Below are 23837 nucleotides of genomic sequence, written 5' to 3' on the forward strand. Positions count from 1 at the left end.
CGGTTTGACGCGAATGACAAGAGGAAGAGGCTGGTCTGACAGCGAATTTGCCTGTAGACTCTGGCTCAGATCCCGAAAACGGGACGTTTACGAGGCAGATAGTGGCGGTAATCTCATGACTGAGATGGTGTATGGCGCGGTCCCGGACCAGCGCGGCGAACCAATCCTTCCGAAATGGTGGCGGACGCTGGACAAATGGTCGATGTCCTGTGTGATGCTGCTGTTCGTTGTGGGGCTGCTGCTGGGGCTGGCCTCATCCCCGCCGCTAGCGGCGCGCAACGGGTTCGATCCGTTTCACTATGTCGAGCGGCAGGCCTTTTTTGGCGTCATGGCGCTGGTGGCGATGCTGCTGACCTCGATGATGTCGCCGACACTGGTGCGGCGGCTAGCGGTGCTGGGTTTTCTGGGCGCCTTCGTGGCGCTGGCGCTGCTTCCGGTTTTTGGCACTGATTTCGGCAAGGGCGCGGTGCGGTGGTACAGCTTGGGCTTTGCCTCGGTCCAGCCGTCGGAGTTTCTCAAGCCCGGTTTCGTGGTGGTCGCCGCATGGCTCTTTGCCGCCAGTCAGGAGATCAACGGGCCGCCCGGGCGGCTCTGGTCGTTTCTGCTGTGCATGGCGATCGTGGCGATGCTGGTGATGCAGCCCGATTTCGGGCAGGCCTGTCTGATGCTGTTCGGCTGGGGCGTGATGTATTTCGTGGCCGGGGCGCCGATGCTGCTGCTGGTGGGCATGGCGGGTGTCGTGGTGCTGGGCGGTATGCTGGCCTATTCGAACTCGGAGCATTTCGCGCGCCGGATCGACGGGTTCCTGAACCCGGATGTGGACCCGACCACCCAGCTTGGCTATGCCACCAACGCGATCCGCGAGGGCGGGCTGTTCGGCGTGGGTGTCGGCGAGGGGCAGGTGAAATGGTCGCTGCCCGACGCGCATACAGATTTCATCATTGCGGTCGCGGCCGAAGAGTACGGCCTGATCCTGGTGCTGATCATCATCGCGCTCTATGCGCTTGTCGTGGTGCGCTCGCTGTTGCGGCTGATGCGCGAGCGGGACATGTTCATCCGCCTCGCGGGCACCGGGCTGGCCTGCATGTTCGGGGTGCAGGCGATGATCAACATGGGCGTGGCCGTGCGGCTGCTGCCCGCCAAGGGGATGACACTGCCCTTCGTCAGTTACGGCGGCTCGTCCCTGATTGCGGGCGGGATCGCGGTCGGTATGCTGCTGGCCTTTACACGGACGCGGCCGCAAGGCGAGCTGGGTGACATTCTTCGCGGACGGGGATGATGGCGCAACCTTACCTTTTGATTGCAGCGGGCGGGACCGGTGGCCACATGTTTCCGGCGCAGGCGCTGGCCGAGGCGATGCTGCATCGTGGCTGGCGCGTGCGCCTGTCCACAGATGCGCGCGGTGCGCGCTACACCGGCGGCTTTCCCCATACGACCGAGATTGTCGAGGCGTCATCCGCCACCTTCGCGCGCGGCGGGCCGGTGGCCAAGGCGCTGGTGGCGCCGAGGATCGCAGGCGGCGTGACCGGCATGGCCTGGCAGATGCTGCGCAACAGGCCGGACGTTGTGGTGGGCTTTGGCGGGTATCCGTCGATCCCGGCGCTGGGGGCGGCGACGATGCTGGGCGTGCCGCGGATGATCCACGAACAGAACGGCATTCTGGGGCGGGTGAACCAGATCTTTGCCACCCGGGTCGCGCATGTGGCTTGTGGCGCCTGGCCCACCGATCTGCCCGAGGGTGCCGATGGTGTTCATGTGGGCAACCCGGTGCGGGCTGCCGTGCTGGACCGGGCGGCGGCGGGATACATTCCGCCGGGCGAGTATCCGATGTCGATCCTGGTGATGGGCGGCTCTCAGGGTGCGCGCATCCTCAGCGACAAGGTGCCGGGTGCGGTTGCCTCGCTGCCCGAAGAGCTGCGCCAATATGTGCGCGTGGCCCATCAGGCCCGGGATGAGGATGGCGAGCGGGTCTCGGCCTATTACGCCGAACACGGCATCAAGGCCGAGGTGAAACCTTTCTTCCAGGATGTGCCGCGCCGCATGTCCGAGGCGCAGCTGGTGATCAGCCGCTCGGGCGCCTCCAGCGTGGCGGATATCTCGGTGATCGGGCGCCCCTCGATCCTCGTGCCCTTTGCCGCCGCCGCCGGAGATCACCAGACCGCCAATGCGCGCGGGCTGGTTCAGGCGGGTGCTGCCATCCTGATCCCCGAAAGTGCCCTTGACGTTTCCGCGCTGGCAGAGCAAATCGCATTGGTTCTGACCAACCCGCAAGCCGCCCAGAAAATGGCCAGCGCCGCCCTGTCGGTCGGGGCCCCGGACGCAACCGAGCGTCTGGTCGCCCTTGTCGAAGGTCTGGCGCAAAAGGAGACCGCATGACCCCCGCCACCAAACTCCCCACCGATATCGGGCCCATCCATTTCGTCGGGATCGGCGGCATCGGCATGTCGGGCATCGCCGAAGTGCTGCTGAACCTGGGCTACCGGGTGCAGGGCTCGGACCTGAAGGCCACGAAGATCACCGAGCGGCTGGCGCGGCTGGGGGCTGAGATTTTCGTCGGCCAGAGCGCGGAGAACCTGGAAGGGGCTTCGGTCGTTGTCGTCTCGACCGCGATCAAGCCGGGCAACCCGGAGCTGGACGGTGCCCGGACGCGCGGCCTGCCGGTGGTGCGGCGCGCGGATATGCTGGCCGAGCTGATGCGGCTCAAGTCCAACGTCGCCATTGCCGGGACCCATGGCAAGACAACCACGACCACGATGATGGCCGAGCTGATGGTGGCCGGTGAGTTCGACCCCACCGTGATCAATGGCGGCATCATTCACGCCTATGGCAGCAACGCCCGTATGGGGCAGGGCGAGTGGATGGTGGTCGAGGCAGATGAGTCCGACGGCTCGTTCAACCGCCTGCCCGCCACCATCGCCATCGTCACCAATATCGACCCCGAGCATATGGAGCATTGGGGCGATTTCGACCGGCTGCGCGACGGGTTTTACGAGTTCGTGTCGAACATCCCGTTCTATGGCCTCGCCGTCTGCTGCACCGACCATGCCGAGGTGCAGGCGCTGGTGGGCCGGATCACCGACCGCCGCGTGCGCACCTACGGTTTCAACGCGCAGGCGGATGTGCGGGCGGTCGATCTGACCTACAAGGGCGGCGTGGCGCATTTCGACATCCATCTGCAGCACGAGGATATGGTGATCGAGGGCTGCACGCTGCCGATGCCGGGCGATCATAACGTCTCGAATGCGCTGTCGGCAGTGGCCGTGGCGCGGCATCTGGGTATGAAGGCCGCGGAAATCCGCGAGGCGCTGGCCAATTTCGGCGGCGTCAACCGGCGCTTTACCAAGGTGGGCGAGGTCGATGGCGTCACCATCATCGACGATTACGGCCACCACCCGGTCGAGATCGCCGCTGTGCTGAAGGCCGCGCGTCAATCCTGCGAGGGCCGCGTGATCGCCGTGCATCAGCCGCACCGCTATTCGCGCCTGTCGAACCTGTTCGAGGATTTTTGCACCTGTTTCAACGATGCCGACGTGGTGGCCATCGCCGAGGTCTTTGCTGCCGGTGAAGATCCGATCGAGGGTGCCAGCCGCGACGATCTGGTGGCGGGCATGATCCGCCACGGTCACCGTCACGCCCGTGCCCTGCTGAACGAGGACGATCTGGAACGGCTGGTGCGCGAGCAGACTCGGCCGGGCGACATGGTGGTCTGTCTGGGTGCGGGGACCATCAGCGGCTGGGCCAACGCGCTGCCGGACCGCCTGAGAAAACTGGCGGGCTAGGGCCGTGCCGCTCTCGGTCATACTGGCCTGTGCCTGGGTGCTGGCGGCGACCGTTGTGGCGCTGTTGCCGATGCGGATGCAATTCCCGCCCGGCATCGCATTGCTGATCGCGGCACCGGTCGTGATCGTATGGCTGGGAGTGGATTACAACTGGTTCCTGTCGCTGGCGGCGACGGCGGCTTTTGTTTCAATGTACCGCAACCCCTTGCGTTATTACTGGCGCAAGTGGTTCGGTTCCGACGACGAAGAGGGGCGGGAATGAACACCTCGCTGATCCTGGCCTGTGTGTGGGCCGTGGTTGCAAATGTGCTGGCGATGACACCGAGCCGGGACAACCATTGGACCCGTGCCTATGCGCTGATCGCGGTGGGCATCCCGCTGGTGGGTTATGTGACCTATGAGAACGGCCCGTGGATCGGCCTGCTGGTGCTGGCCGCGGGCATGTCGGTGCTGCGCTGGCCGGTGATCTATCTGACGCGCTGGCTGCGAAAATTGAGCGATTGAGAGCATGTCATTTCTAGAGGTTCTGGCTTCTCCAATTGGCTTGGTGTGCTGCGCCACTGGAGTGTTGTCTGGGTTGCTGACACCCTGGTTTCGTTTTGCCGCCCATGTCGGATTTTCTGCGGCCTGCGCTTGGATTCTGTTTGAGGCCAGTAGACTTCCTATTGATGAGGCTGCTTCACGCGGCGCACCTCTTTTATCTCGCTTGCTATTGCTGCCAATCAACAAAAGTTCGGCCATATTTGTAGTTGCAATGGTTGCTGGGCTTTTAGTGGGAGGTGGCCTACGAAATATTCTTGGTAGACCGTCCAGCGAAGAATGAAACCCGTGGGCTTGCACTGGCTGTTCAAATTCGCGATCTACTGCCCATGGCAATGATACCATCTCCGCGCGGGCCTCTTACGCAAGGCCGATTGCTTGACAGTTTGACCTGGCTCCGCGTTGGTGGCCCGGCGGATTACCTGTTTCAACCTGCGGATTTGGAAGACCTGCAGGACTTCCTGCGGCAACTGCCTTCGGATGTCGCCGTCTTCCCCATGGGTGTCGGCTCGAACCTTATCGTGCGCGACGGCGGCTTGCGCGCCGTGGTGATCCGGCTGGGGCGGGGGTTCAACGGTACTTCTATCGACGGCAACCGGGTCACGGCGGGCGCGGCGGCGCTGGATGCGCATGTGGCGCGGAAAGCCGCCGATGCCGGGGTTGATCTGACATTCCTGCGCACCATCCCCGGCTCCATCGGCGGGGCGGTGCGGATGAACGCGGGGTGTTATGGCAGCTACATGGCCGATGTGCTGGTTTCCGCCACCATCGTGACGCGCGACGGAGAGGTGCAGGACCTGACCGCGAGCGACCTGAACTTCCGCTATCGCCAGTCCAACCTGCCCGCAGGCGCGGTGCTGGTCGAGGCGGTGATGGAGGGGCCGTCGGCGCCGGCGGACGAACTGCATGCCCGCATGGACGCGCAGCTGAAAAAGCGTGACGAAACCCAGCCCACCAAGGACCGCAGCGCCGGATCAACCTTTCGCAACCCGGCCGGGTTTTCCTCGACCGGGCGGGCGGACGACACCCATGATCTCAAGGCCTGGAAGGTGATCGACGACGCCGGTATGCGGGGTGCCCGGCGGGGCGGTGCGCAGATGAGCGAAAAGCATCCGAATTTCCTGATCAACACTGGTGATGCCACCGCCGCCGATCTCGAAGGTCTGGGCGAGGATGTGCGAAAAAAGGTTTACGAAACAAGCGGTATCACGCTAGAGTGGGAAATCATGCGGGTCGGTGATCCGCTGAAAGAATAGCTTCCCGATCCGCTGACCAAAAACAGGCAAAACCGGCGGCGGAGCAGGGAAATAACAAAGCAGTACGGGCCAGCGGATAAGGCCCGGGGACATTGAGGCACACGGTGGGTAAGTCGAGCAGGACAACCCCTAAAGTGGCGGTATTGATGGGCGGACCTTCGGCCGAGCGCGAGGTGTCGCTGGTCAGCGGACGTGAATGCGCAACCGCCCTCAGGGGAGAAGGGTTTGAGGTGGTCGAGCTGGATGCCGGCCCGGACCTCTGTGCCCGTTTGCAGGACATCAATCCGGATGTGGTTTTCAACGCGCTCCATGGTCGCTGGGGCGAGGATGGCTGTGTGCAGGGGCTGCTGGAATGGCTGGGCATTCCCTATACCCATTCCGGTGTTCTCGCTTCGGCTTTGGCGATGGACAAGCAGCGTTCCAAGGAGGTGTTTCGCGCGGCGGGGCTGCCGGTGGTCGAAAGCGTTATCGTGGCGAAAGAGGATGCGCAGGCCGATCACGTGCTGGCCCCGCCTTATGTGGTGAAGCCCAACAACGAAGGTTCCTCGGTCGGCATCTATATCGTGCAGGAAGGCGCCAACGGCCCGCCAAAGCTGGCCCAGACCATGCCCGCGCAGGTGATGGTCGAGCAATATGTGCCCGGCCGCGAGCTGACCACGACCGTGGTGGGGGATCGGGCGGTGAGCGTGACCGACATCATCACCGACGGCTGGTACGATTACGACGCCAAGTACAAACCCGGCGGCTCGCGGCACGAGGTTCCGGCCAATATCCCGAAAGAGATCTTCGACCTGTGCCTCGATTATGCTCTGCGCGCGCATCAGGCGCTTGGGTGCCGGGGGGCGAGCCGTACTGACTTTCGCTGGGACGAGTCGCGCGGGGCCGACGGGTTGATCCTGCTGGAAACCAACACCCAGCCCGGCATGACGCCAACCTCGCTGGTGCCCGAACAGGCGGGCGAGCTGGGCATGACATTCGGCCAGCTCTGCGCATGGATGGTGGAGGACGCCTCATGCGACAGGTAAAGCGCCGCAAGCTGCCCGTCCTGTTCCGGCAAAAGCCGGTCGCAGGTCCCGATGCCGCCTTTGAGACGGGTGAGGCCGGTGCGGGCAAGGGGATGCGACGGCATGGCGGGGAGCGGCTGAAGCAACCGAAGCGCCGGGCCGATCCGGCGCCGTCGCGGCTGAGCTACCGGTTCCAGCGCTGGATGCTGACGCCGGGTATCCGGCTGGGCCTGCGCGTGGGCGTGCCCGTCTGTCTGGTGCTGGCGCTCAGCAGCGCCTTTCTGGCCAGCGAGGCGCGGCGCGATGCGGTGAACGATTTTGTCGCCGACCTGCGCGCCTCGATCCAGGAGCGGCCGGAATTCATGGTCAACCTGATGGCCATCGACGGCGCGGGCGGCAGTCTGGCCGAGGATATTCGCGAGGTGGTGCCGCTCGATTTCCCGATCAGCTCGTTCGATCTGGATGTCGAGCAGATCCGCGACGTGATCACCGGGCTCGACCCGGTGAAATCCGCAAGCGTCCGGGTGCGGCCCGGCGGCATCCTGCAGATCGATGTGGTCGAACGTCAACCGGTTGTGGTCTGGCGCACGCGGGACGGGATCGAATTGCTGGATGAGACCGGCGCGCATGTGAAGGACCTGCCGTCGCGCAAGCTGCGCTCGGACCTGCCGCTGATCGCGGGTAAGGGGGCGGATGGCCATGTGCCCGAGGCGCTGGCGCTGATCCGCACCGCGCAAGGCTTGGGCGAGCGCCTGCGCGGCTTGGTCCGCATCAGTGAGCGCCGCTGGGACGTGGTGCTGGACCGCAAGCAGCGCATCATGCTGCCGACCGAGCGCCCGATCGAGGCGCTGGAGCGGGTGCTGGCGGTGAGCGAGGTGCAGGACCTGCTGGAGCGTGACGTGGCCGTGGTGGACATGCGGCTGGGATCGCGCCCCACGATCAGAATGACCGAAACCGCCAGCGAGGAATGGTGGCGGACAAGAACAACAATCGGGAATGGGCAGTAACAGGTATGATGACGGATCTTTATCAGTCCCAGAGGGCGATGCGGCAGATGCGCCGGCAGGCGATGCAGCGCGGTGTGGTGGCCATTCTGGACGTCGGCAGTTCCAAGATCGCCTGTCTGGTGCTGCGCTTCGACGGCACCGGGCGGCTGAGCGAGGACAACTCGATCGGCTCGATGGCGGGTCAGACCGGGTTCCGCGTGATCGGCGCCGCCACCACCCGCTCGCGCGGGGTGCAGTTTGGCGAAGTGACCGCCATGCAGGAGACCGAGCGCGCCATCCGCACCGCCCTGCAGGCGGCGCAGAAGATGGCTGATATCCGCGTCGATCACGTGATCGCCTGTTTCTCGGGTGCCAATCCGCGGTCTTATGGCCTGGACGCGCAGGTGGAGCTGGAAAGCCAGGTGGTGACCGAGGCCGAGGTGGGCCGGGTTCTGAACGCCTGCGAGGTGCCGGAATACGGGGCCGGGCGCGAGGTGCTGCATGCCCAGCCGGTGAACTTCGCGCTCGACAACCGCTCGGGCCTGATCGACCCGCGCGGGCAGCTGGGGCAGTCGCTGGCGGTGGACATGCATATGCTGACCGTGGATGCGGTGGCGATCCAGAACATCGTGCACTGCATCAAACGCTGCGATCTGGAACTGGCGGGCATTGCCAACTCGGCCTATGTCTCGGGCATCTCGGCGCTGGTCGAGGATGAACAGGAGCTGGGCGCGGCCTGTATCGACATGGGCGGCGGCACCACCAGCGTCTCGATCTTCATGAAGAAGCACATGATCTATGCCGATTGCGTGCGCATGGGCGGCGATCACGTGACCAGCGATATCTCGATGGGGCTGGGGGTTCCGGCGGCGGTGGCCGAGCGGATCAAGACCTTCAGTGGTGGTGTGCACGCAACAGGCGCGGATGACCGCGACCTGATCGACATCGGCGGCGACACCGGCGATTGGGAGCATGACCGCCGCACCGTCAGCCGCGCCGAACTCATTGGCATCATGCGTCCGAGGGTCGAGGAAATTCTGGAAGAGGTGCGCGTCCGGCTGGATGCCGCCGGGTTCGAGCATCTGCCCAGCCAGCAGATCGTGCTGACCGGCGGGGCCAGCCAGGTGATGGGGCTTGACGGGCTCGCCAGCCGCATTCTGGGCCAGCGCGTGCGCCTGGGGCGTCCGCTGCGCGTGCATGGGCTGCCGCAATCGGCAACCGGGCCCGGGTTTTCGTCGGCGGTGGGGCTGAGCCTGTTTGCGGCGCATCCGCAGGACGAATGGTGGGATTTCGAGATTCCGGTTGATCGCTACCCCTCGCGCTCGCTCAAGCGCGCGGTGAAGTGGTTCCGCGACAACTGGTAACGCGATGTCCCGGATTCCCGCGGCCCTGGGCGGCGTGTTGCTGGCCACGTCAGCAACGGCGCAGACCTTGATCAGCCCGGAGGATTTCCTGGATGCCGCAGAAGGCAAGACACTCAGTTTCTATGAGGTCAGGAGCGGCGAACTGGTCGGGGTGGAGCAATTCCTTGACCGTTCGCGTTCGGTCTGGAAACAGGTGGGCGAACACTGCGTTTATGGCCGGATCAGCACGCCCGACGGCCGGATTTGCTTTCTCTACGACAATAATCCGGACCGCCGGCCCGTCTGCTGGTGGCCTTTCATGCAGGGTGATCGGCTGATGGTGCGCCTTGCCACATTCCTGGATGCAGAGATCCAGGAAGTTCGCGCGATCACGAGTGATCCAATCTCGTGCCCGGGTGAGCTGACAAGCTGAAGAATTTGGTTGCGGCGCAACGATTTATCCCGCAAGATATCCACAAGGCCCGACAGAGGCCCGGCGGCAGAACGAGCAGGATCTGCGCATTGGAAACCTGAATACGTCACGCATGGCGGTGTTTTGCCGGGCGTGCTGCATTCGCACGCCTTGTGGTGAGTATACTGTGAGCCGCAACATTTGGCGGGCCCGGCGAAATGACGCCGGTTGCCGCCTTACTTTCTCCATATTTTGTGGTTTTGCGCGATTTTTGGCGTGACGTTTGGCAATTCGAAAGGTAGAGTCGGCTGTGGATAGGTAAGAAAAACCCCGTTTTCGCGGGGAAATATAATACAGGCGGACAGAGCATGACATTGAACCTTTCGATGCCCGGTCAGGATGAACTGAAGCCACGGATCACGGTATTTGGTGTAGGCGGGGCTGGCGGCAATGCCGTCAACAACATGATTGAGAAACAACTCGACGGCGTGGATTTTGTCGTTGCGAACACCGATGCGCAGGCGCTGCAGCAAAGCCAGTCGCAGGCCCGCATCCAACTGGGCGTGAAAGTGACCGAGGGACTGGGCGCGGGTGCCCGGGCCACCGTCGGCGCCGCGGCTGCCGAAGAGAGTATCGAACAGATCGTCGATCATCTGGCGGGCGCGCATATGTGCTTTATCACCGCCGGCATGGGCGGCGGCACCGGCACTGGTGCCGCACCGATCATCGCGCAGGCCGCGCGTGAGCTGGGCGTTCTGACCGTCGGCGTGGTGACCAAACCCTTCCAGTTCGAAGGCGCCAAGCGGATGCGTCAGGCCGAGGACGGCGTGGACTCGCTGCAAAAGGTCGTCGATACGCTGATCATCATTCCGAACCAGAACCTGTTCCGCCTTGCCAACGAGAAAACCACCTTTACCGAGGCATTCTCGATGGCCGATGACGTGCTCTATCAGGGCGTCAAGGGTGTGACCGATCTGATGGTGCGACCGGGCCTGATCAACCTCGACTTCGCCGACGTGCGCGCGGTCATGGACGAGATGGGCAAGGCGATGATGGGCACCGGCGAGGCCGAGGGCGAAGATCGCGCCATTCAGGCCGCCGAGAAGGCGATTGCCAACCCGCTGCTGGACGAAATCAGCCTGCGCGGCGCCAAGGGTGTGCTGATCAACATCACCGGCAGCCACGATCTGACCCTGTTCGAGCTTGACGAGGCGGCCAACCGCATCCGCGAGGAAGTGGACCCGGACGCAAACATCATCGTCGGCTCGACGCTGGATACCGAGATGCAGGGCGCGATGCGTGTGTCGGTGGTTGCGACCGGCATCGACGCAACCGAAGTGCAGTCGGATATCCCGGTGGCGCGCCGTCCGATGTCGGCCCCGCTGACCCGCAAGGTCTCGGCCGAGGAAGAGGCTCCGGCCGCTCCCGCCGCTCCGCGTGTGGTCGAAGAGCCGGTGGCCGAAACCGTTGCCGAACCGGTGGAAGAGCCGACCCTGTTCGAGAACATGGAAACCGCCGAAGCGCCGCGCGGAATGGATGAGGGCACCTATCGGTCCGAAGAGCCGCAGGTGATGGACGATGACGGCCTGCCGCCGCCGGTCTACCAGCAGCCTGCCGCCACGTTCCAGCCGCAAGCCGATGCGGTGGACAGCCCCGCAGAGGAGTTTGTGGCCCCCCGGGCGCCCGCGCCGGGCACCCCGTCGCCCGAGGCAATGCAGCGGTTGCAGGCCGCTGTGCAGAAAGTGCCCTCGGCCCAAAATCAGCAGGCCCGGCCCGCCGCACAGCCGCAGCCGGTGCAGCAACAGCAGCCGCCGCAGGACAAGCCGCGCTTTGGTTTCAACCGGCTGATCGACCGGATGACCGGCCACGCAGCCGACACTCCGGCGCAGCAGCCGCCGGTGCGGCAGCAGCCGGTTTTGCGCCAGAATGACGCTACGGCACCTGCGCCGACCGAGGCCGACCCGGATCAGGAGCGGATCGAAATACCCGCCTTCCTGCGCCGTCAGGCCAACTGACAGCGATAACAAAGTAAGCAAAAAGGGTCGCCTGCGGGCGGCCCTTTTTCCTTTGGAACCAAATGGTTGAAACGCTGCAAGCAGGGTTTTGCCGATGTGTTACATCCATGTTTCATTCGGTTGCAAAGAGTGAGTTGTGCGTAACGCGCCCCTCCCTTACCTCAGGATCAACCCAACCCGCCGAGGTTGGACACAGCGCCTTGAGGTTCACATTGCAACACACGCTTAAATCCTCGGTCATGTTCAAAGGCACCGGTCTGCACAGCGGCCGGCCGGCCACGATGGTGCTGCGCCCGGCGGCTGCGGGGTACGGCATCTGGTTCAAGCGGACCGATATCGAGCTTGGTGATGCGATGATCCCGGCGGCTTATGATGTGGTCGAGCGGTCCCCGCTTTGTACCCGTCTGGTCAACGACGCGGGCGTCTCGGTTTCCACCGTCGAACACATCATGGCAGCACTGGCCGGATGCGGCGTGCACAATGCGCTGATCGAGATCGACGGCCCCGAGGTTCCGATCATGGACGGATCCTCGATCGCGTTCGTGCGTGGCATCGTCGCCTGCGGCGTGCGCCAGCAGGCAGCGCCGGTTCTGGCCTATGAGATCGTCGAGCCGGTTACCGTCGAGCGCGAAGGCGCCAAGGCAACCCTGCTGCCGTCGGACCGGCAGGAGATCGAGTTCCACATCGACTTCGATGACAAGGCCATCGGCAAGCAGAGCATGACGCTCGACATGCACAATGGCACATTCGCGCGCGAGCTGTGCGACAGCCGCACCTTCTGCCGCCGCGCCGATGTCGAGGCGATGCGCGCCAATGGCCTGGCCCTGGGCGGGTCGCTGGACAACGCGGTTGTGGTTCAGGATGACGAGGTTCTGACCCCGGGCGGCTTCCGTCACAAGGATGAGGCCGTGCGCCACAAGATGCTGGACGCGTTGGGGGATCTGTATCTGGCGGGCGGTCCCATTCTGGGCCGCTATGTGGGCGAGAAATCGGGCCACGCCATGACCAACACGCTGCTGCGCAAGCTGTTCGAGACGCCCGGCGCCGTGCGTCCCGTGCTGTGCACCCCGGAGCAGGCCGCGCGCCTGCCTGGATACGGAGTGGTGTGGGCTGAAATCCCGCAGGTTGCCTGACCTCCGGCAATTGTGTGATCAGGCCGATAAGGCGTTTTGCACCAGAATTATATGTGCTAGACCGATCCCCAATTCGGGGTTTGCCCCATGAACAAGACGACAAGGATGGGCGGTATGGTTGGCAGCAGGGCGGCAGTCAGACTCGCATGTGCGATTCTTCTGACAGCTACTTTGGCGGCATGTGGTGCACGGTCCGGGGCGGATCGAACCCAGAACCTCGAAGGGTTCACCCCCGAACAGATTTTCGAACGCGGTGAATACGAGCTGTCGCAGAACCGGGCGGATGACGCGGCCTGGTATTTTGCCGAGGTCGAGCGGCTTTATCCCTATTCCAACTGGGCCAAGCGCGCGCTGATCATGCAGGCGTTTTCGTTCCATTCGGGCAAGGATTACCCCGAAAGCCGCGCCGCCGCGCAGCGTTACATCGACTTCTATCCCACGGATGAAGATGCGGCCTATGCCCAGTATCTGCTGGCGCTCAGTTACTACGACCAGATCGACGAGGTGGGCCGCGACCAGGGGCTGACCTTTCAGGCACTGCAGGCGCTGCGCACCGTGATCGAGGTTTATCCCGACAGCGAATACGCCACCTCGGCGATCCTGAAATTCGATCTGGCCTTCGACCATCTGGCGGGCAAGGAGATGGAGATCGGGCGCTACTACCTGCGCCGCGATCACTTCACCGCCGCCATCAACCGTTTCCGCGTCGTGGTCGAGGATTTCCAGACCACCACCCACACCGCCGAGGCGCTGCACCGTCTGGTCGAGGCCTATCTCTCGCTGGGGCTGGTGAACGAGGCGCAGACGGCGGGTGCCATCCTCGGCTTCAACTACCAGTCCACCGAATGGTATGAGCGCAGCTACAAGCTGCTGACTTCGCGTGGGCTCGACCTCAAGGATCGCGGCAACAACTGGCTGAGCCAGATCTATCGCCAGTCGATCAAGGGTGAATGGTTGTAGGCGCCATGCGGACACGCCTCGGACGGTGATCCCGATGCTGCGAGCGCTCGATATCCGCGATATGCTGATCATCGACCGGCTGGAACTGACGTTCCAGCCCGGGCTCAACGTGCTGACCGGTGAGACCGGGGCGGGCAAGTCGATCCTGCTGGATTCGCTGGGATTCGTGCTGGGCTGGCGGGGCCGGGCGGAGCTGGTGCGGCAGGGCGCGGCGCAGGGCGAGGTGGTGGCCGAGTTCGAGCTGCCCGCCGGTCATCCGGCCCATGCGATGCTGAACGAGGCCGGGCTGCCGGGTGGAGAGGAATTGATCCTGCGCCGGGTGAACACCGCCGAGGGGCGCAAGACCGCTTGGGTCAATGACCGCCGCTGCTCGGGCGAGGTGCTGCGGGCGCTGTCCGAGACGCTGATCGAGCTGCATGGTCAGCATGACGACCGGGGCCTGCTGAACCCGCGCGGCCATCGCGCGATGCTGGACGCCTATGCCGGGCTGGACGCGGCGTTGTCTGACACGCGCGGTGCGTGGACCGCCATGAGCCGGGCGCGCAAGGCGCTGGAGGAAACGGAAAGCGCTCTGGCCGCGATGCGGGCCGAGGAAGACTTCCTGCGCCATTCGGTGGCCGAGCTGGATCAACTTGATCCCCAGCCCGGTGAGGATGCCGAGTTGGACGCCCGCCGCCGCATGATGCAGGGTGCCGAGCGCATCCGCGACGACGTGGCCCGCGCCTTTGCCCTGCTGGGCGGCGAGGGGGCCGAGGGCGCGATGGGCGACGCGCTGCGCTGGCTGGAAGGGGTGTCCGAAAGCGCCGGAGGGCAATTGGAGGAACCCATTGCTGCCCTTGGCCGCGCCATGATCGAACTGGGCGAGGCGCAGGGCGGGGTCGAGACCTGCCTGCAGGCGCTGGATTTCAACCCGGCGGAACTGGAGGCGGCAGAGGAACGGCTGTTTGCCATTCGCGCGCTGGCCCGTAAGCATGACGTGGCGCCCGACGATCTGGGCGGGTTTGCCGATACGCTAAGGACGCGGCTGGGACAGCTTGATGCAGGCGATGCGGATCTGGCTGACCGGCGCGCCGTGCTAGCGGCGGCTGAGGCCGCGTATGACACCGCCGCAGGGGTGCTGACCGCTGCCCGCGCCAAGGCCGCCGGTGCTTTGGACAAGGCGGTGATGGCCGAGCTTGCGCCGCTCAAGATGGAACGCGCGGTGTTCGAAACCCATGTGACCGAGGCCGAACCGGGTCCCGAGGGCCGCGACACGGTGGCCTTTACCGTTGCCACCAACCCGGGTGCGCCTGCTGGGCCGCTCAACAAGATCGCCTCGGGCGGAGAACTCAGCCGTTTCCTGCTGGCGCTCAAGGTCTGCCTGACCGGGGATGACAGTGGTCGCACCATGATCTTCGACGAGATCGACCGGGGCGTCGGCGGTGCCACTGCCGATGCGGTCGGGCGGCGTCTGGCGTCTCTGGCACAGGGCGGGCAGGTGCTGGTGGTGACCCACTCGCCGCAGGTGGCCGCGCGGGCCGCGCATCACTGGCGGGTGCAGAAACAGGTGGCCGATGGCCAGACACTCTCGACCGTCGTGCCGCTGGACCCGGACGAGCGGGTCGACGAGATCGCCCGCATGGTCGCCGGCGACACCATCACCGACGAGGCCCGCGCTGCCGCCCGCGCCCTGCTCAGCGCCTGAAGCGCGGCCTTGCCGCAACGCGGCCCTCACACTGTCGCGAACCCGCTTTTCTGTTTTGCGCGCGTAGCTTACTAAAGGTTAACCTGTGACCCGAGGGGGCGATGACGCAATCCACCCGCACTATCCTGAGCCAGCAGTTCAATCAGGCCCTTGCCGCGCTCAAGGATGCCTGGCGGGTGCTGCGCCATCGCGGGCCCAGCCAGATCCAGTTCTGGTTCATCGCGCTGGCCATCGGGATCGCGGCCGGGTTTGCCGCCCTGTTCTTTCGCGAGGGGATCGCGGCGCTGCAGGCCTATCTCTACGGCACCGAGGATGTGCAATACCTGCACAGCTTTGCCGAACAACTGCCATGGTACTGGATTCTGATCATACCGATTGTCGGCGGGCTGATCGTGGGGCTGATCCTGCACAATTTCACCGACGATGGCCGGGTGCGCTCGGTGGCCGACGTGATCGAGGGCGCGGCGCTGACCGACGGGCGGGTCGAGACCCGGGCCGGTCTGGCCTCGATGCTGGCCTCGCTGATCACGCTCAGTTCAGGCGGCTCCAGCGGGCGCGAGGGGCCGGTGGTACACATGGCCGGGGTGATCTCGACCTGGGTCAGCGAAAAGATCCATGCAGACGGCATCACCGGGCGCGACTTGCTTGGTTGTGCCGTGGCGGCTGCCGTCTCGGCCAGTTTCAACGCGCCGATTGCCGGGGCGCTGTTCGCGCTTGAGGTGGTCCTGCGCCATTTCGCCGTGCACGCCTTTGCCCCCATCGTCATCGCCTCGGTCGCGGGCACGGTGATCAACCGGCTGTCTTATGGCGACGTGACCGAGTTCGTGCTGACCACCCCCGGCTCGCTGCAATTCTACGTCGAACTGCCCGCCTTCCTGCTGCTGGGGCTGATCTGCGGGCTGGTGTCTCTGGTGCTGATGCGGTCGATCTTCTTTGCCGAGGACATCAGCTCGCACGTCCAGAACCGCCTGTCGCTGCCGCGCTGGCTGCGTCCGGCGGTGTCGGGGGCGATGCTGGGGCTGATCGCCATCTGGTTCCCGCATATCATCGGCGTCGGCTATGAGACCACGATCCTGGCGCTGAGCGGTGAGCTGGCGCTGACCACCGCCATCCTGTTTGCCGTGATCAAGACCGGGGCGCTGGCCATCACCATGGGCGGGCGCATGGGGGGCGGGGTGTTTTCGCCCTCGCTGATGATCGGCGCGCTGACCGGGCTGGCATTCGGTCATATCGCCACCGGGCTGCTGCCGGATGTGTCTGGCACTTACGCGCTTTATGCCTTTGCCGGGATGGGGGCTGTGGCGGCTGCGGTGCTGGGCGCGCCGATTTCGACCACGCTGATCGTGTTCGAACTGACCGGCGACTGGCAGATCGGGCTGGCGGTGATGGTGTCGGTGTCGATGTCCACCGCGCTGGCCTCGCGGCTGGTGGACCGGTCGTTCTTCCTGACCCAGCTCGAACGCCGCAACGTGCATCTGGCCGCCGGGCCGCAGGCCTATCTGCTGGCCATGCTGAGGGCGGGCGCGGTCATGCGCCCGCTGGGCGATCCGCGCGCCATCAGCACCGAGGAATGCCGCGACCTGATCGAGCAGGGCCTGTGTATCGAGGCCAGCTCCACCCTCGAAGCCGCAATGCCCTATTTCGACCGCGACGACGTCCCCTGCATTCCGGTGGTGATCCGGGACGAGGATGGGGGTGAGGACCCGGTTGGTGTCCTCTATCACGTGGACGCGCTCAAGGCCTATAACCGCGCGCTGGCAGCAACGGCGGCCGAGGAGCATTCGTGACCGGCGCCACCTCCGGCAAGGCCGGACTTTCTTTTTCTGCTGCACTCGCATAACCTCTGCTGCAATGCATCATCCTTGGGGAGGGGAACACGGTGGCAGAAGAAGAAAAACCGCTGCTGATCAAACGCTACGCCAGCCGGCGGCTCTATAACACCGAGACCAGCGACTATGTCACGCTCGAGGATATCGCCGGGTTCATCCGCGACGGGCGCGAGGTTCAGATCGTCGATCTGAAATCCGGCGACGACCTGACCCGGCAGTATCTGCTTCAGATCATTGCCGAACATGAAAGCCGGGGCGAGAACGTGCTGCCCGTGAATGTGCTCAACGATCTGGTGCGCAGCTACATGGTGCCGGGTGGTGGGCTGATGCCGCAATTCCTGCAAAGCTCGTTCGAGATGCTGCGCGAAAGCCAGGCCAAGATGGTCGAGAACATGAACGCCATGAACCCGATGTCCAAGATGCCCGGGTTTGACGCGATGCAGGCGCAGCAACAGGCGTTCCTGAAGGCGATGACCAGCGGGTTGTCCGGCAATTGGTCCGCACCCGATCCCGCCGAGGAAGATGAGACGAAATCCAGCCAAGGCGAGGATCTGGACGAGATCAAGAAACAGCTTGCCGAGCTGCAGAAAAAGCTCTCCAAGCTCAGCTAGCCCCTGCCGACCCGGTCATGCCGGGTCAGGCCGCAACTTCCGTCAGTTTCAGGTGCCGTAGGCGGGCATTGCCTGCGTGGCTTCGCTCACCGCGCCCAGCAGGATGTCGGTGATCACGTCCAGCTCAGCCTTCGTCAGGCGCACCGGCAGGCGTACGTCGCAGGCGCGCATCAGCATGGCGCGGGTCTGCGGCAGCTCGGTCTGCTCGGGCAGGAACTGCCAGTTCCAGAAGGCGCGGGCGTTGTCCGTGCTCATCCCGAACACCTGCACCTTGACCCCGCGCGCCTCGGCGGCAGCGGCAAAGGCGCGGGTCTCGGCCTCGTCCAGATCGACCAGATTGAACTGGATCGAATCCGGCGCCCGCCGTTCCGGTGTCAGCGGATTGGGCACAAAGAGATGGGGCGAGGTGTTCAGCCGTTCGGCCACGTAGTCGTGGTTGGCCAACCCGTCGCGCACCCGCCGCGCCAGTTCCGGCAGCTGCGGGCGGATCACGGCGGCGCTCAGGTTGCTCATGCGCAGATTGTAGAGCGGCAGCTTGTTCTGCCAGCGGGCAAAGGCCTGCTCCAGCTCGGGCGAGTTGTCGCCATGCGGGCCTTTGTGTTTTTTCCAGTTATGCTCATAAGCGCCGGACATGATCACGGCGCGGGCAACCAGATCCGCGTCGTCGGTGATCATGATACCGCCTTCGCCGGCGTTGATCATCTTGTAGGACTGGAACGAGAAACAGCCCACCTTGCCGATGGTGCCGATATTGCGGCCATGCCAGGTGGTGCCCAGCGAGTGCGCCGCATCCTCGATCACTGGGATGCCTCGTGCATCGCACAGCGCCATGATGGCGTCCATGTCAGAGGTATGCCCGCGCATATGGCTGATGATGACCGCCTGTACCCCGTCCAGCTTGGCGGCGAAATCACCCATGTCGATGCGGTAGTTCTGCCCAACCTCGCACAACACCGGCACACAGTCGGCATGCACCACCGAAGACGGCACGGCGGCAAAGGTGAAGCCGGGGATCAGCACCCGCGCATCCCGTGGCAGACCCAGCGCCTTGAGCGACAGGAACAGCGCCGCCGAGCAGGACGACACCGCCAGCGCATATTTGCTGCCCAGCAGCTCGGCGAACTCGGCCTCAAGCAGGGCAACGGGCGCATCCTGCGGGGCGGTGTAGCGGAACAGGTCGCCGGATTGCATCAGCGCCTCAATTGCCTCACGTGCGGCGGCGGGGATGGGTTCGGCGTCATGAACGTTGGGAGGTTGAGTCATCTTTGGAAATCCTGAATTCCACTTTTCGAAAAAGTAAATTCATGATGCGGCGATGCCAAGACCCTTTTGCCCCCATCGGCGAGAATTCACTGATCTGTGGCTTTCAGGCTCTCAGACGCCCAACCGGTCCCGCAGCGCGTACCAGGTCATGGCCAGCACCAGCAGCGGGCTGCGCAATGCGGGGCCGCCGGGAAAGGGCAGGGCGGGCACGCGCGAGAAGGTGTCGAACCCCTCGGCCTGCCCCTGAATGGCCAACGCCATCAACTGCCCGGCATGGGTCGCGGTGCCGACGCCATGGCCGGAATAGCCCGAGGCCGACAGGATGTTCGGCGCAACCCGCGCCAGATAGGGCATCCGCCGCATGGTGATGCCCAGCGTGCCGCCCCAGGCATAGTCGATCTTCACATCCCGCAGATGCGGAAAGATCTCGGCCATCGGCTTGCGCACTTTGGCCGCAATGTCGGCGGGAAACCGATAGCCATAGCTCTCGCCACCACCAAACAGCAGGCGCTTGTCGGCGCTGAGGCGGAAATAGTTGACCACAAACTTCGTATCGGCCACCGCCACGTCCCGAGTCAGGACCTTTGCCGCTTCGTCCCCCAAAGGCTCGGTCGCCACGATGAAATTGTTGATCGGCATCACCCGCGCCGCCACCTTGCGGTTCAGCGAACTCAGATAGCCATTGCAAGCCAGGATCACATGTTCGGCCACGACCCGGCCCTTGTCGGTGCGCACGACCGCCGGGGTGCGCTCTTCGATATGATGCACCTCGGTCTCTTCGAAGATGCGCACACCCGCGGCCTGTGCCGCCCGCGCCAGCCCCAACGCATAGTTCAGAGGATGCAGATGCGCCGCACCCATGTCCAGATACCCGCCCTTGTATGCGGGCGAGGGGCAGAGCGCATGGCCCTGCGCCGTATCCAGCAGTTCGATCTGGTCATACCCATAGCGGTCCGTCAGATGCGTGGCGTGGGCGTGCAACTCCCGCCGCTCGCCGTCGGACAGGCCCAGCGTGGCCACGCCCGGTTTCAGGTCGCAGTCGATCCCGTGCCTTGCGATCAGGTCCTTGACCAGCGCCTTGGCATCCTCGGCCAGATCCCAGAGCCGCGCGGCATCCGCGTCGCCCACCAACCGCTCCAGATCCTCCTGATCCATCCGCTGCGCGCTGCCCAACTGCCCACCGTTGCGCCCCGAGGCGCCAAAGCCCGCGCGATGCGCTTCGACCAGAACCACGTCGAACCCGGCCTCGACCAGATGCAGCGCCGCCGACAGACCGGTGTAGCCACCGCCCACCACACAGACGTCCGCCTTGACCTCGCCGCGCAGGGGGGCGCAGCGCTCCGCCTGATGCGCCGTGGCCGCGTACCAACTGGGCGGAAACTCCCCCCGCCGATCATTGGAATAAAGCAGATTCATCCCGCCCCCTGCTTCTTCTTGCTGCAAATACGCATATTCCGGCCCGGGCCAAAAGGCTCAGACGTTGAGCAGCAGATGCTCGCGCTCCCACGGAGAGATCACCTGCAGGAACTCCTCGTATTCGGCCCGTTTCACGATGGCATAGACCCGCGCGAATTCCGGGCCCATCACCTGATGCAGCGCCTCGGCCCCTTCGAACATGTCCAGCGCATTGCCCATAACCTGAGGAATGTCGCCCTCACCCTCGTAGGCATCGCCATAGAACTGACGGCGCGGGCGCTCCTGCTCGGTCAGGCCGAGATAGCCGCAGGCCAGCGACAGGGCGATGCCCAGATACGGGTTGCAGTCCATGCCCGCGATCCGGTTCTCGATCCGGCGTGCTTCCGGAGGGGACAGCGGCACGCGGATGCCGGTCGTGCGATTGTCGCGCGCCCATTCCAGATTGATCGGGGCGGCATGATCCTTCACATAGCGGCGGTAGGAATTCACATACGGCGCCATCACCGCCAGACCGGCCGGCAGATGATTCTGCAGACCCGCGATGAAGTGATAAAACGCGTCCGTCTCGCCCCCTTGCGGACCGGAGAAGATGTTCTGCCCGGTCTCTGCGTCTATGATCGAGTGGTGGATGTGCATGGCAGATCCCGGCTCGTCCTCGATGGGTTTCGCCATGAAGGTGGCAAAACAGTCGTGACGCAGTGCCGCCTCGCGGATCAGTCGTTTGAAATAGAACACTTCATCGGCCAGCTTGACCGGATCGCCGTGGCGCAGGTTGATCTCAAGCTGCCCGGCGCCGCCCTCCTGGGTGATGCCGTCGATCTCGAAGCCCTGATGTTCGGCGAAGTCGTAGATGTCGTCGATCACCGGGCCGAACTCGTCCACCGCCGTCATCGAATAGGCCTGCCGTGCCGCCGCCGGACGGCCCGAGCGGCCCATCATCGGCTTGATCTCATGCGCCGGGTCCAGATTGCGGGCGACCAGAAAGAACTCCATCTCGGGGGCCACGATCGGCTCCCAGCCTTTCTTGTGATAAAGCTGCACCACCCGCTTGAGCACGTTGCGCGGGCTGAACGGGATCGGCGCGCCGTCCCGGTCATAGGCGTCATGGATCACCTGCAGCGTCCAGTCTCCGGTCCAGGGCGCGGCTGAGGCGGTCGAGAAATCCGGCTTGAGGATCATGTCCTTTTCGATGAACCCGTCATCGCCTGCGGCCTCGCCCCAATCGCCCGTAATGGTCTGGTAAAAGATGCTGTCGGGCAGGTGGAAATAGGACTGGCGCGCGAATTTCGAGGCGGGTACCGCCTTGCCCCGCGCGATGCCGGGCAGGTCGGCGATGACGCATTCCACCTCGTCCAGGCGTCGCCCGTCCAGATAGTCCTGCGCCGCTTGCGGGAGGTTGTCCTTCCAATCGGCCATCAGGCCCTCTCTTTCTTGAAAAACGCGGCCATGAGACCCGCGATCTCGCGGCTGTCGATGGGGCCGTCCAGCCGGTTTCTGGCCTGCTGCAACAGAGCGTCGGGCACGACGCCTTTACCGCGGGTACGGATCAGCCCGTCGACGAAGCCGTTGCTGAACTCCGGATGCGGCTGGATCGTCCAGATCGTGTCGCCATAGGCCAGCACCGCATTGCGGCAAAACGCGTTCGAGGCCAGAACTTCAGCCCCTTCGGGCAGGTCGGTGACCTGATCCTGATGCCATGCGTTGAGCGCCACCGTCCTGCCGTCCAGTTCATATTCCGTCCGTCCAACAGCCCAGCCGTCTGAGAACTTTTCGACCTTGCCCCCCAGCGCCTGCGCGATGATCTGGTGGCCGAAGCAGACGCCGATCAGGGGCAGTCTGGCGTCGCGAATGTTGCGGATCAACGCCTCAAGCGGTGGTATCCAGGCGTGATCCTCGTAAGCGCCGTGGCGCGAGCCGGTGATCAGCCATCCATCCGCGTCCCTAGGGCTTTGCGGGAAGGTGCCATCGACAACGACATAGGTGTCAAACGTCAGCCCGTGCCCGTCCAGCAGGGTCTCAAACATCTGATCATAATCCCCTTCTGTTTTGATCAATGCATCGGGGGAGTGGCCGGTTTGGAGGATGCCGATTTTCATGTATCACCAATTTGATCAAATTTACCGTAGCGGAGTCAGACCGCCCGGGCAAGAGGGGTTACACGGCCTCGAGATAGCTCAGCCAGTGGGTCTCGGGCGCACGATCGGCGAAGCGGGCGATCTCCTGGCGTTTGGTCATGGCCAGGTAGCGGATCAGATCGGCGGGGAGGATGCGGGCGATCAGGGGATCGGCCTCGAACCGGGTGATGGCGGTGGGCCAATCGGCGGCGAGCTGCGGCAGGCCGTCGATCTCGTAGGCGTTGCCGGTGATCGGGGCCGGGGGCTCCATCGCGTCTTCGATCCCGGTCAGTGCGGCGCCGAGGATGGTAGCCAACATCAGATAGGGGTTGGTGTCGCCACCCGCGACGCGATGCTCGATCCGCCGCGCGGCCGTAGCGCCGCCGGGGATGCGGATCGCGGCGGTGCGGTTCTCATATGCCCAGCAGGCGCCGGTGGGCGCGTGGGCGCCGGGCACGAGGCGGGTGTAAGAGTTGCCGTGCGGCGCAAAGATCAGCGTGCTGGCGGGCATCGCCGCCAGACAGCCCGCAACCGCGTGGCGGAGCGTGTCCGTGCCCTGAGGCCCGCCATCGTCCAGCACGTTGTTGCCCGCGCCGTCCACCACCGAGAAATGCACATGCATGCCGTTGCCCGCGTCATCGGGATACGGCTTGGCCATGAAGGTGGCGGCAAAGCCATGCTTGCGTGCAAGCCCGCGTACCAAGGCCTTGAACAGCCACGTATCGTCGGCGCAGCGCATTGCTTCCTGATGGTTGAGGTTGATCTCGAACTGGCCGATGCCGCTTTCCGAAATCGCGGTCTGGGCGGGGATGCCCATGGCCTCGCAGCCATCATAAAGCTCGGTGAAGAAGGTATCGAAAGCGTCCATCTCGGCCATGGACAGAACCGCCTCATCCTCCAGGCGGCGCCCGGTCAGCGGGTTGACCGGCGGGCGGGGCGTGTCGGCGGAGGCGTCGAGCAGGGTGAACTCCAGCTCGGTCGCGGCGATGACGGACCAGCCGCGCGCGGCGTAGCGGTCGAGCACCGTTGCCAGCGCGTGGCGCGGATCGCCGGCAAAGGGCCGGCCGTCGTCGTGATGCATGCTCATGGGGACCAGCGCGGTGGGGGCGTCGATCCACGGCACCGGCACCGGGCCGCGTCCGGTGGGGCGCAGCACGCCATCGGCATCGCCGCTTTCAAAGACCAGCGGGCTGCCGTCGATATCGGCGCCCCAGAGGTCCACGTTCAGCGCCGAGAAGGGCATCCGCACCGCGCCGGTGTCGAGCTTGGCGGCATAGGCCGAGGGCACCCGTTTGCCGCGCATCTGGCCGTTCAGGTCACAGGCGGCGACGCGGAAAGTGTGCAGATTGCTCAGGTCCATGGGGCTCTCCGATCCTCTTTCGCGCAGGTGTAGCGCGAGGCAGGGGGCGTTGTCACGATATTTGATCAAATTATTGCAGGGATGTAGACCGGCGGTGCCGGTTTATCCGGAGCAGAAGGTGTTCTGTCCGTT

22 protein-coding genes are annotated in these 23837 nt (G+C 64.6%); 17 read left to right on the plus strand and 5 right to left on the minus strand.

The features are described 5' to 3' along the window. Nucleotides 1-115 precede the first annotated feature (115 nt). From ftsW to phaR, 17 genes are all read left to right on the plus strand, one after another. The gene (gene ftsW / locus AB3N21_RS03005; protein ID WP_367933808.1) at nucleotides 116-1279 is read left to right on the plus strand and encodes a putative lipid II flippase FtsW; all 1164 of its coding nucleotides are present in this window, start codon (nucleotides 116-118) and stop codon (nucleotides 1277-1279) included. Beyond that, complete coding sequence (locus AB3N21_RS03010; protein ID WP_367933809.1) at nucleotides 1279-2376, plus strand: UDP-N-acetylglucosamine--N-acetylmuramyl-(pentapeptide) pyrophosphoryl-undecaprenol N-acetylglucosamine transferase; 1098 nt, start codon at nucleotides 1279-1281, stop codon at nucleotides 2374-2376. Before ftsW ends, AB3N21_RS03010 begins: the two co-directional genes overlap by 1 nt. Next, on the plus strand, nucleotides 2373-3779 hold the full coding sequence (murC, locus tag AB3N21_RS03015; RefSeq protein ID WP_367933810.1) for a UDP-N-acetylmuramate--L-alanine ligase: 1407 nt from the start codon (nucleotides 2373-2375) through the stop codon (nucleotides 3777-3779). The genes AB3N21_RS03010 and murC overlap by 4 nt, the downstream gene beginning before the upstream one ends. Nucleotides 3780-3783: 4 nt before the next feature. Then, complete coding sequence (locus AB3N21_RS03020; RefSeq protein WP_367933811.1) at nucleotides 3784-4041, plus strand: DUF2484 family protein; 258 nt, start codon at nucleotides 3784-3786, stop codon at nucleotides 4039-4041. Beyond that, nucleotides 4038-4283 carry a DUF2484 family protein gene (locus AB3N21_RS03025; RefSeq protein WP_367933812.1) on the plus strand — a complete coding sequence of 82 codons (246 nt, stop codon included), beginning with the start codon at nucleotides 4038-4040 and terminating at the stop codon, nucleotides 4281-4283. The genes AB3N21_RS03020 and AB3N21_RS03025 overlap by 4 nt, the downstream gene beginning before the upstream one ends. A 4-nt stretch (nucleotides 4284-4287) precedes the next feature. Beyond that, on the plus strand, nucleotides 4288-4602 hold the full coding sequence (locus AB3N21_RS03030) for a hypothetical protein (RefSeq protein WP_367933813.1): 315 nt from the start codon (nucleotides 4288-4290) through the stop codon (nucleotides 4600-4602). Nucleotides 4603-4648: 46 nt separating this feature from the next. Continuing rightward, a complete protein-coding gene (gene murB, locus AB3N21_RS03035; protein WP_367933814.1) occupies nucleotides 4649-5575 on the plus strand; it encodes a UDP-N-acetylmuramate dehydrogenase in 927 nt (308 codons plus the stop codon). A 104-nt stretch (nucleotides 5576-5679) separates the two neighbouring features. Next, the gene (locus AB3N21_RS03040; protein ID WP_367933815.1) at nucleotides 5680-6600 is read left to right on the plus strand and encodes a D-alanine--D-alanine ligase; all 921 of its coding nucleotides are present in this window, start codon (nucleotides 5680-5682) and stop codon (nucleotides 6598-6600) included. Continuing rightward, nucleotides 6588-7586, plus strand: a complete 999-nt coding sequence (locus AB3N21_RS03045) for a cell division protein FtsQ/DivIB (RefSeq protein ID WP_367933816.1) — start codon at nucleotides 6588-6590, stop codon at nucleotides 7584-7586. The genes AB3N21_RS03040 and AB3N21_RS03045 overlap by 13 nt, the downstream gene beginning before the upstream one ends. 8 nt (nucleotides 7587-7594) lie before the next feature. Further along, the gene (gene ftsA, locus AB3N21_RS03050; protein ID WP_171174036.1) at nucleotides 7595-8929 is read left to right on the plus strand and encodes a cell division protein FtsA; all 1335 of its coding nucleotides are present in this window, start codon (nucleotides 7595-7597) and stop codon (nucleotides 8927-8929) included. A 4-nt stretch (nucleotides 8930-8933) separates the two neighbouring features. Then, nucleotides 8934-9341, plus strand: coding sequence for a hypothetical protein (locus AB3N21_RS03055; protein WP_367933817.1), 408 nt, complete (start codon nucleotides 8934-8936; stop codon nucleotides 9339-9341). 347 nt (nucleotides 9342-9688) lie between these two features. After that, nucleotides 9689-11335 carry a cell division protein FtsZ gene (gene ftsZ / locus AB3N21_RS03060; RefSeq protein ID WP_367933818.1) on the plus strand — a complete coding sequence of 549 codons (1647 nt, stop codon included), beginning with the start codon at nucleotides 9689-9691 and terminating at the stop codon, nucleotides 11333-11335. Nucleotides 11336-11547: 212 nt separating this feature from the next. After that, nucleotides 11548-12468 carry a UDP-3-O-acyl-N-acetylglucosamine deacetylase gene (lpxC, locus tag AB3N21_RS03065; RefSeq protein WP_367933931.1) on the plus strand — a complete coding sequence of 307 codons (921 nt, stop codon included), beginning with the start codon at nucleotides 11548-11550 and terminating at the stop codon, nucleotides 12466-12468. A gap of 114 nt (nucleotides 12469-12582) precedes the next feature. Further along, on the plus strand, nucleotides 12583-13428 hold the full coding sequence (locus tag AB3N21_RS03070) for an outer membrane protein assembly factor BamD (RefSeq protein ID WP_367933932.1): 846 nt from the start codon (nucleotides 12583-12585) through the stop codon (nucleotides 13426-13428). A 34-nt stretch (nucleotides 13429-13462) separates the two neighbouring features. Next, nucleotides 13463-15112: a DNA repair protein RecN gene (gene recN, locus AB3N21_RS03075; RefSeq protein WP_367933819.1), complete on the plus strand. Its 1650-nt coding sequence runs from the start codon at nucleotides 13463-13465 to the stop codon at nucleotides 15110-15112. 101 nt (nucleotides 15113-15213) lie between these two features. Next, nucleotides 15214-16899: a chloride channel protein gene (locus AB3N21_RS03080; RefSeq protein ID WP_367933820.1), complete on the plus strand. Its 1686-nt coding sequence runs from the start codon at nucleotides 15214-15216 to the stop codon at nucleotides 16897-16899. Between the two features lie 92 nt (nucleotides 16900-16991). Continuing rightward, nucleotides 16992-17552, plus strand: coding sequence for a polyhydroxyalkanoate synthesis repressor PhaR (gene phaR / locus AB3N21_RS03085; RefSeq protein ID WP_367933821.1), 561 nt, complete (start codon nucleotides 16992-16994; stop codon nucleotides 17550-17552). 48 nt (nucleotides 17553-17600) lie between these two features. Here phaR and AB3N21_RS03090 read toward each other — a convergent pair whose 3' ends face one another. From AB3N21_RS03090 to AB3N21_RS03110, 5 genes are all read right to left on the minus strand, one after another. Continuing rightward, nucleotides 17601-18815 carry a DegT/DnrJ/EryC1/StrS family aminotransferase gene (locus AB3N21_RS03090; protein ID WP_367933822.1) on the minus strand — a complete coding sequence of 405 codons (1215 nt, stop codon included), beginning with the start codon at nucleotides 18813-18815 and terminating at the stop codon, nucleotides 17601-17603. A 111-nt stretch (nucleotides 18816-18926) separates the two neighbouring features. After that, nucleotides 18927-20231: an NAD(P)/FAD-dependent oxidoreductase gene (locus AB3N21_RS03095; protein WP_367933823.1), complete on the minus strand. Its 1305-nt coding sequence runs from the start codon at nucleotides 20229-20231 to the stop codon at nucleotides 18927-18929. Nucleotides 20232-20288: 57 nt separating this feature from the next. Further along, nucleotides 20289-21647 carry a glutamine synthetase family protein gene (locus AB3N21_RS03100; protein ID WP_171173968.1) on the minus strand — a complete coding sequence of 453 codons (1359 nt, stop codon included), beginning with the start codon at nucleotides 21645-21647 and terminating at the stop codon, nucleotides 20289-20291. Beyond that, nucleotides 21647-22327: a type 1 glutamine amidotransferase gene (locus AB3N21_RS03105; RefSeq protein ID WP_367933824.1), complete on the minus strand. Its 681-nt coding sequence runs from the start codon at nucleotides 22325-22327 to the stop codon at nucleotides 21647-21649. Before AB3N21_RS03105 ends, AB3N21_RS03100 begins: the two co-directional genes overlap by 1 nt. A gap of 58 nt (nucleotides 22328-22385) precedes the next feature. Further along, a complete protein-coding gene (locus tag AB3N21_RS03110) occupies nucleotides 22386-23705 on the minus strand; it encodes a glutamine synthetase family protein (protein WP_367933825.1) in 1320 nt (439 codons plus the stop codon). Nucleotides 23706-23837: the final 132 nt, after the last annotated feature.

This window comes from Ruegeria sp. (assembly GCF_040830605.1).
Lineage (GTDB): Bacteria > Pseudomonadota > Alphaproteobacteria > Rhodobacterales > Rhodobacteraceae > Ruegeria.

Excerpts from the sequence above, each read along its gene's own strand:
- AB3N21_RS03030 (WP_367933813.1), top strand. The coding sequence starts at position 4,288 with ATGTCATTTCTAGAGGTTCTGGCTTCTCCAATTGGCTTGGTGTGCTGC.
- AB3N21_RS03095 (WP_367933823.1), bottom strand. The coding sequence starts at position 20,231 with ATGAATCTGCTTTATTCCAATGATCGGCGGGGGGAGTTTCCGCCCAGT.
- AB3N21_RS03105 (WP_367933824.1), bottom strand. The coding sequence starts at position 22,327 with ATGAAAATCGGCATCCTCCAAACCGGCCACTCCCCCGATGCATTGATC.
- murC (WP_367933810.1), top strand. The coding sequence starts at position 2,373 with ATGACCCCCGCCACCAAACTCCCCACCGATATCGGGCCCATCCATTTC.
- ftsA (WP_171174036.1), top strand. The coding sequence starts at position 7,595 with ATGACGGATCTTTATCAGTCCCAGAGGGCGATGCGGCAGATGCGCCGG.
- AB3N21_RS03070 (WP_367933932.1), top strand. The coding sequence starts at position 12,583 with ATGGTTGGCAGCAGGGCGGCAGTCAGACTCGCATGTGCGATTCTTCTG.
- AB3N21_RS03055 (WP_367933817.1), top strand. The coding sequence starts at position 8,934 with ATGTCCCGGATTCCCGCGGCCCTGGGCGGCGTGTTGCTGGCCACGTCA.
- AB3N21_RS03100 (WP_171173968.1), bottom strand. The coding sequence starts at position 21,647 with ATGGCCGATTGGAAGGACAACCTCCCGCAAGCGGCGCAGGACTATCTG.
- AB3N21_RS03025 (WP_367933812.1), top strand. The coding sequence starts at position 4,038 with ATGAACACCTCGCTGATCCTGGCCTGTGTGTGGGCCGTGGTTGCAAAT.
- ftsZ (WP_367933818.1), top strand. The coding sequence starts at position 9,689 with ATGACATTGAACCTTTCGATGCCCGGTCAGGATGAACTGAAGCCACGG.
- AB3N21_RS03080 (WP_367933820.1), top strand. The coding sequence starts at position 15,214 with ATGACGCAATCCACCCGCACTATCCTGAGCCAGCAGTTCAATCAGGCC.
- ftsW (WP_367933808.1), top strand. The coding sequence starts at position 116 with ATGACTGAGATGGTGTATGGCGCGGTCCCGGACCAGCGCGGCGAACCA.
- AB3N21_RS03090 (WP_367933822.1), bottom strand. The coding sequence starts at position 18,815 with ATGACTCAACCTCCCAACGTTCATGACGCCGAACCCATCCCCGCCGCC.
- recN (WP_367933819.1), top strand. The coding sequence starts at position 13,463 with ATGCTGCGAGCGCTCGATATCCGCGATATGCTGATCATCGACCGGCTG.
- AB3N21_RS03045 (WP_367933816.1), top strand. The coding sequence starts at position 6,588 with ATGCGACAGGTAAAGCGCCGCAAGCTGCCCGTCCTGTTCCGGCAAAAG.
- murB (WP_367933814.1), top strand. The coding sequence starts at position 4,649 with ATGGCAATGATACCATCTCCGCGCGGGCCTCTTACGCAAGGCCGATTG.
- AB3N21_RS03110 (WP_367933825.1), bottom strand. The coding sequence starts at position 23,705 with ATGGACCTGAGCAATCTGCACACTTTCCGCGTCGCCGCCTGTGACCTG.
- AB3N21_RS03010 (WP_367933809.1), top strand. The coding sequence starts at position 1,279 with ATGGCGCAACCTTACCTTTTGATTGCAGCGGGCGGGACCGGTGGCCAC.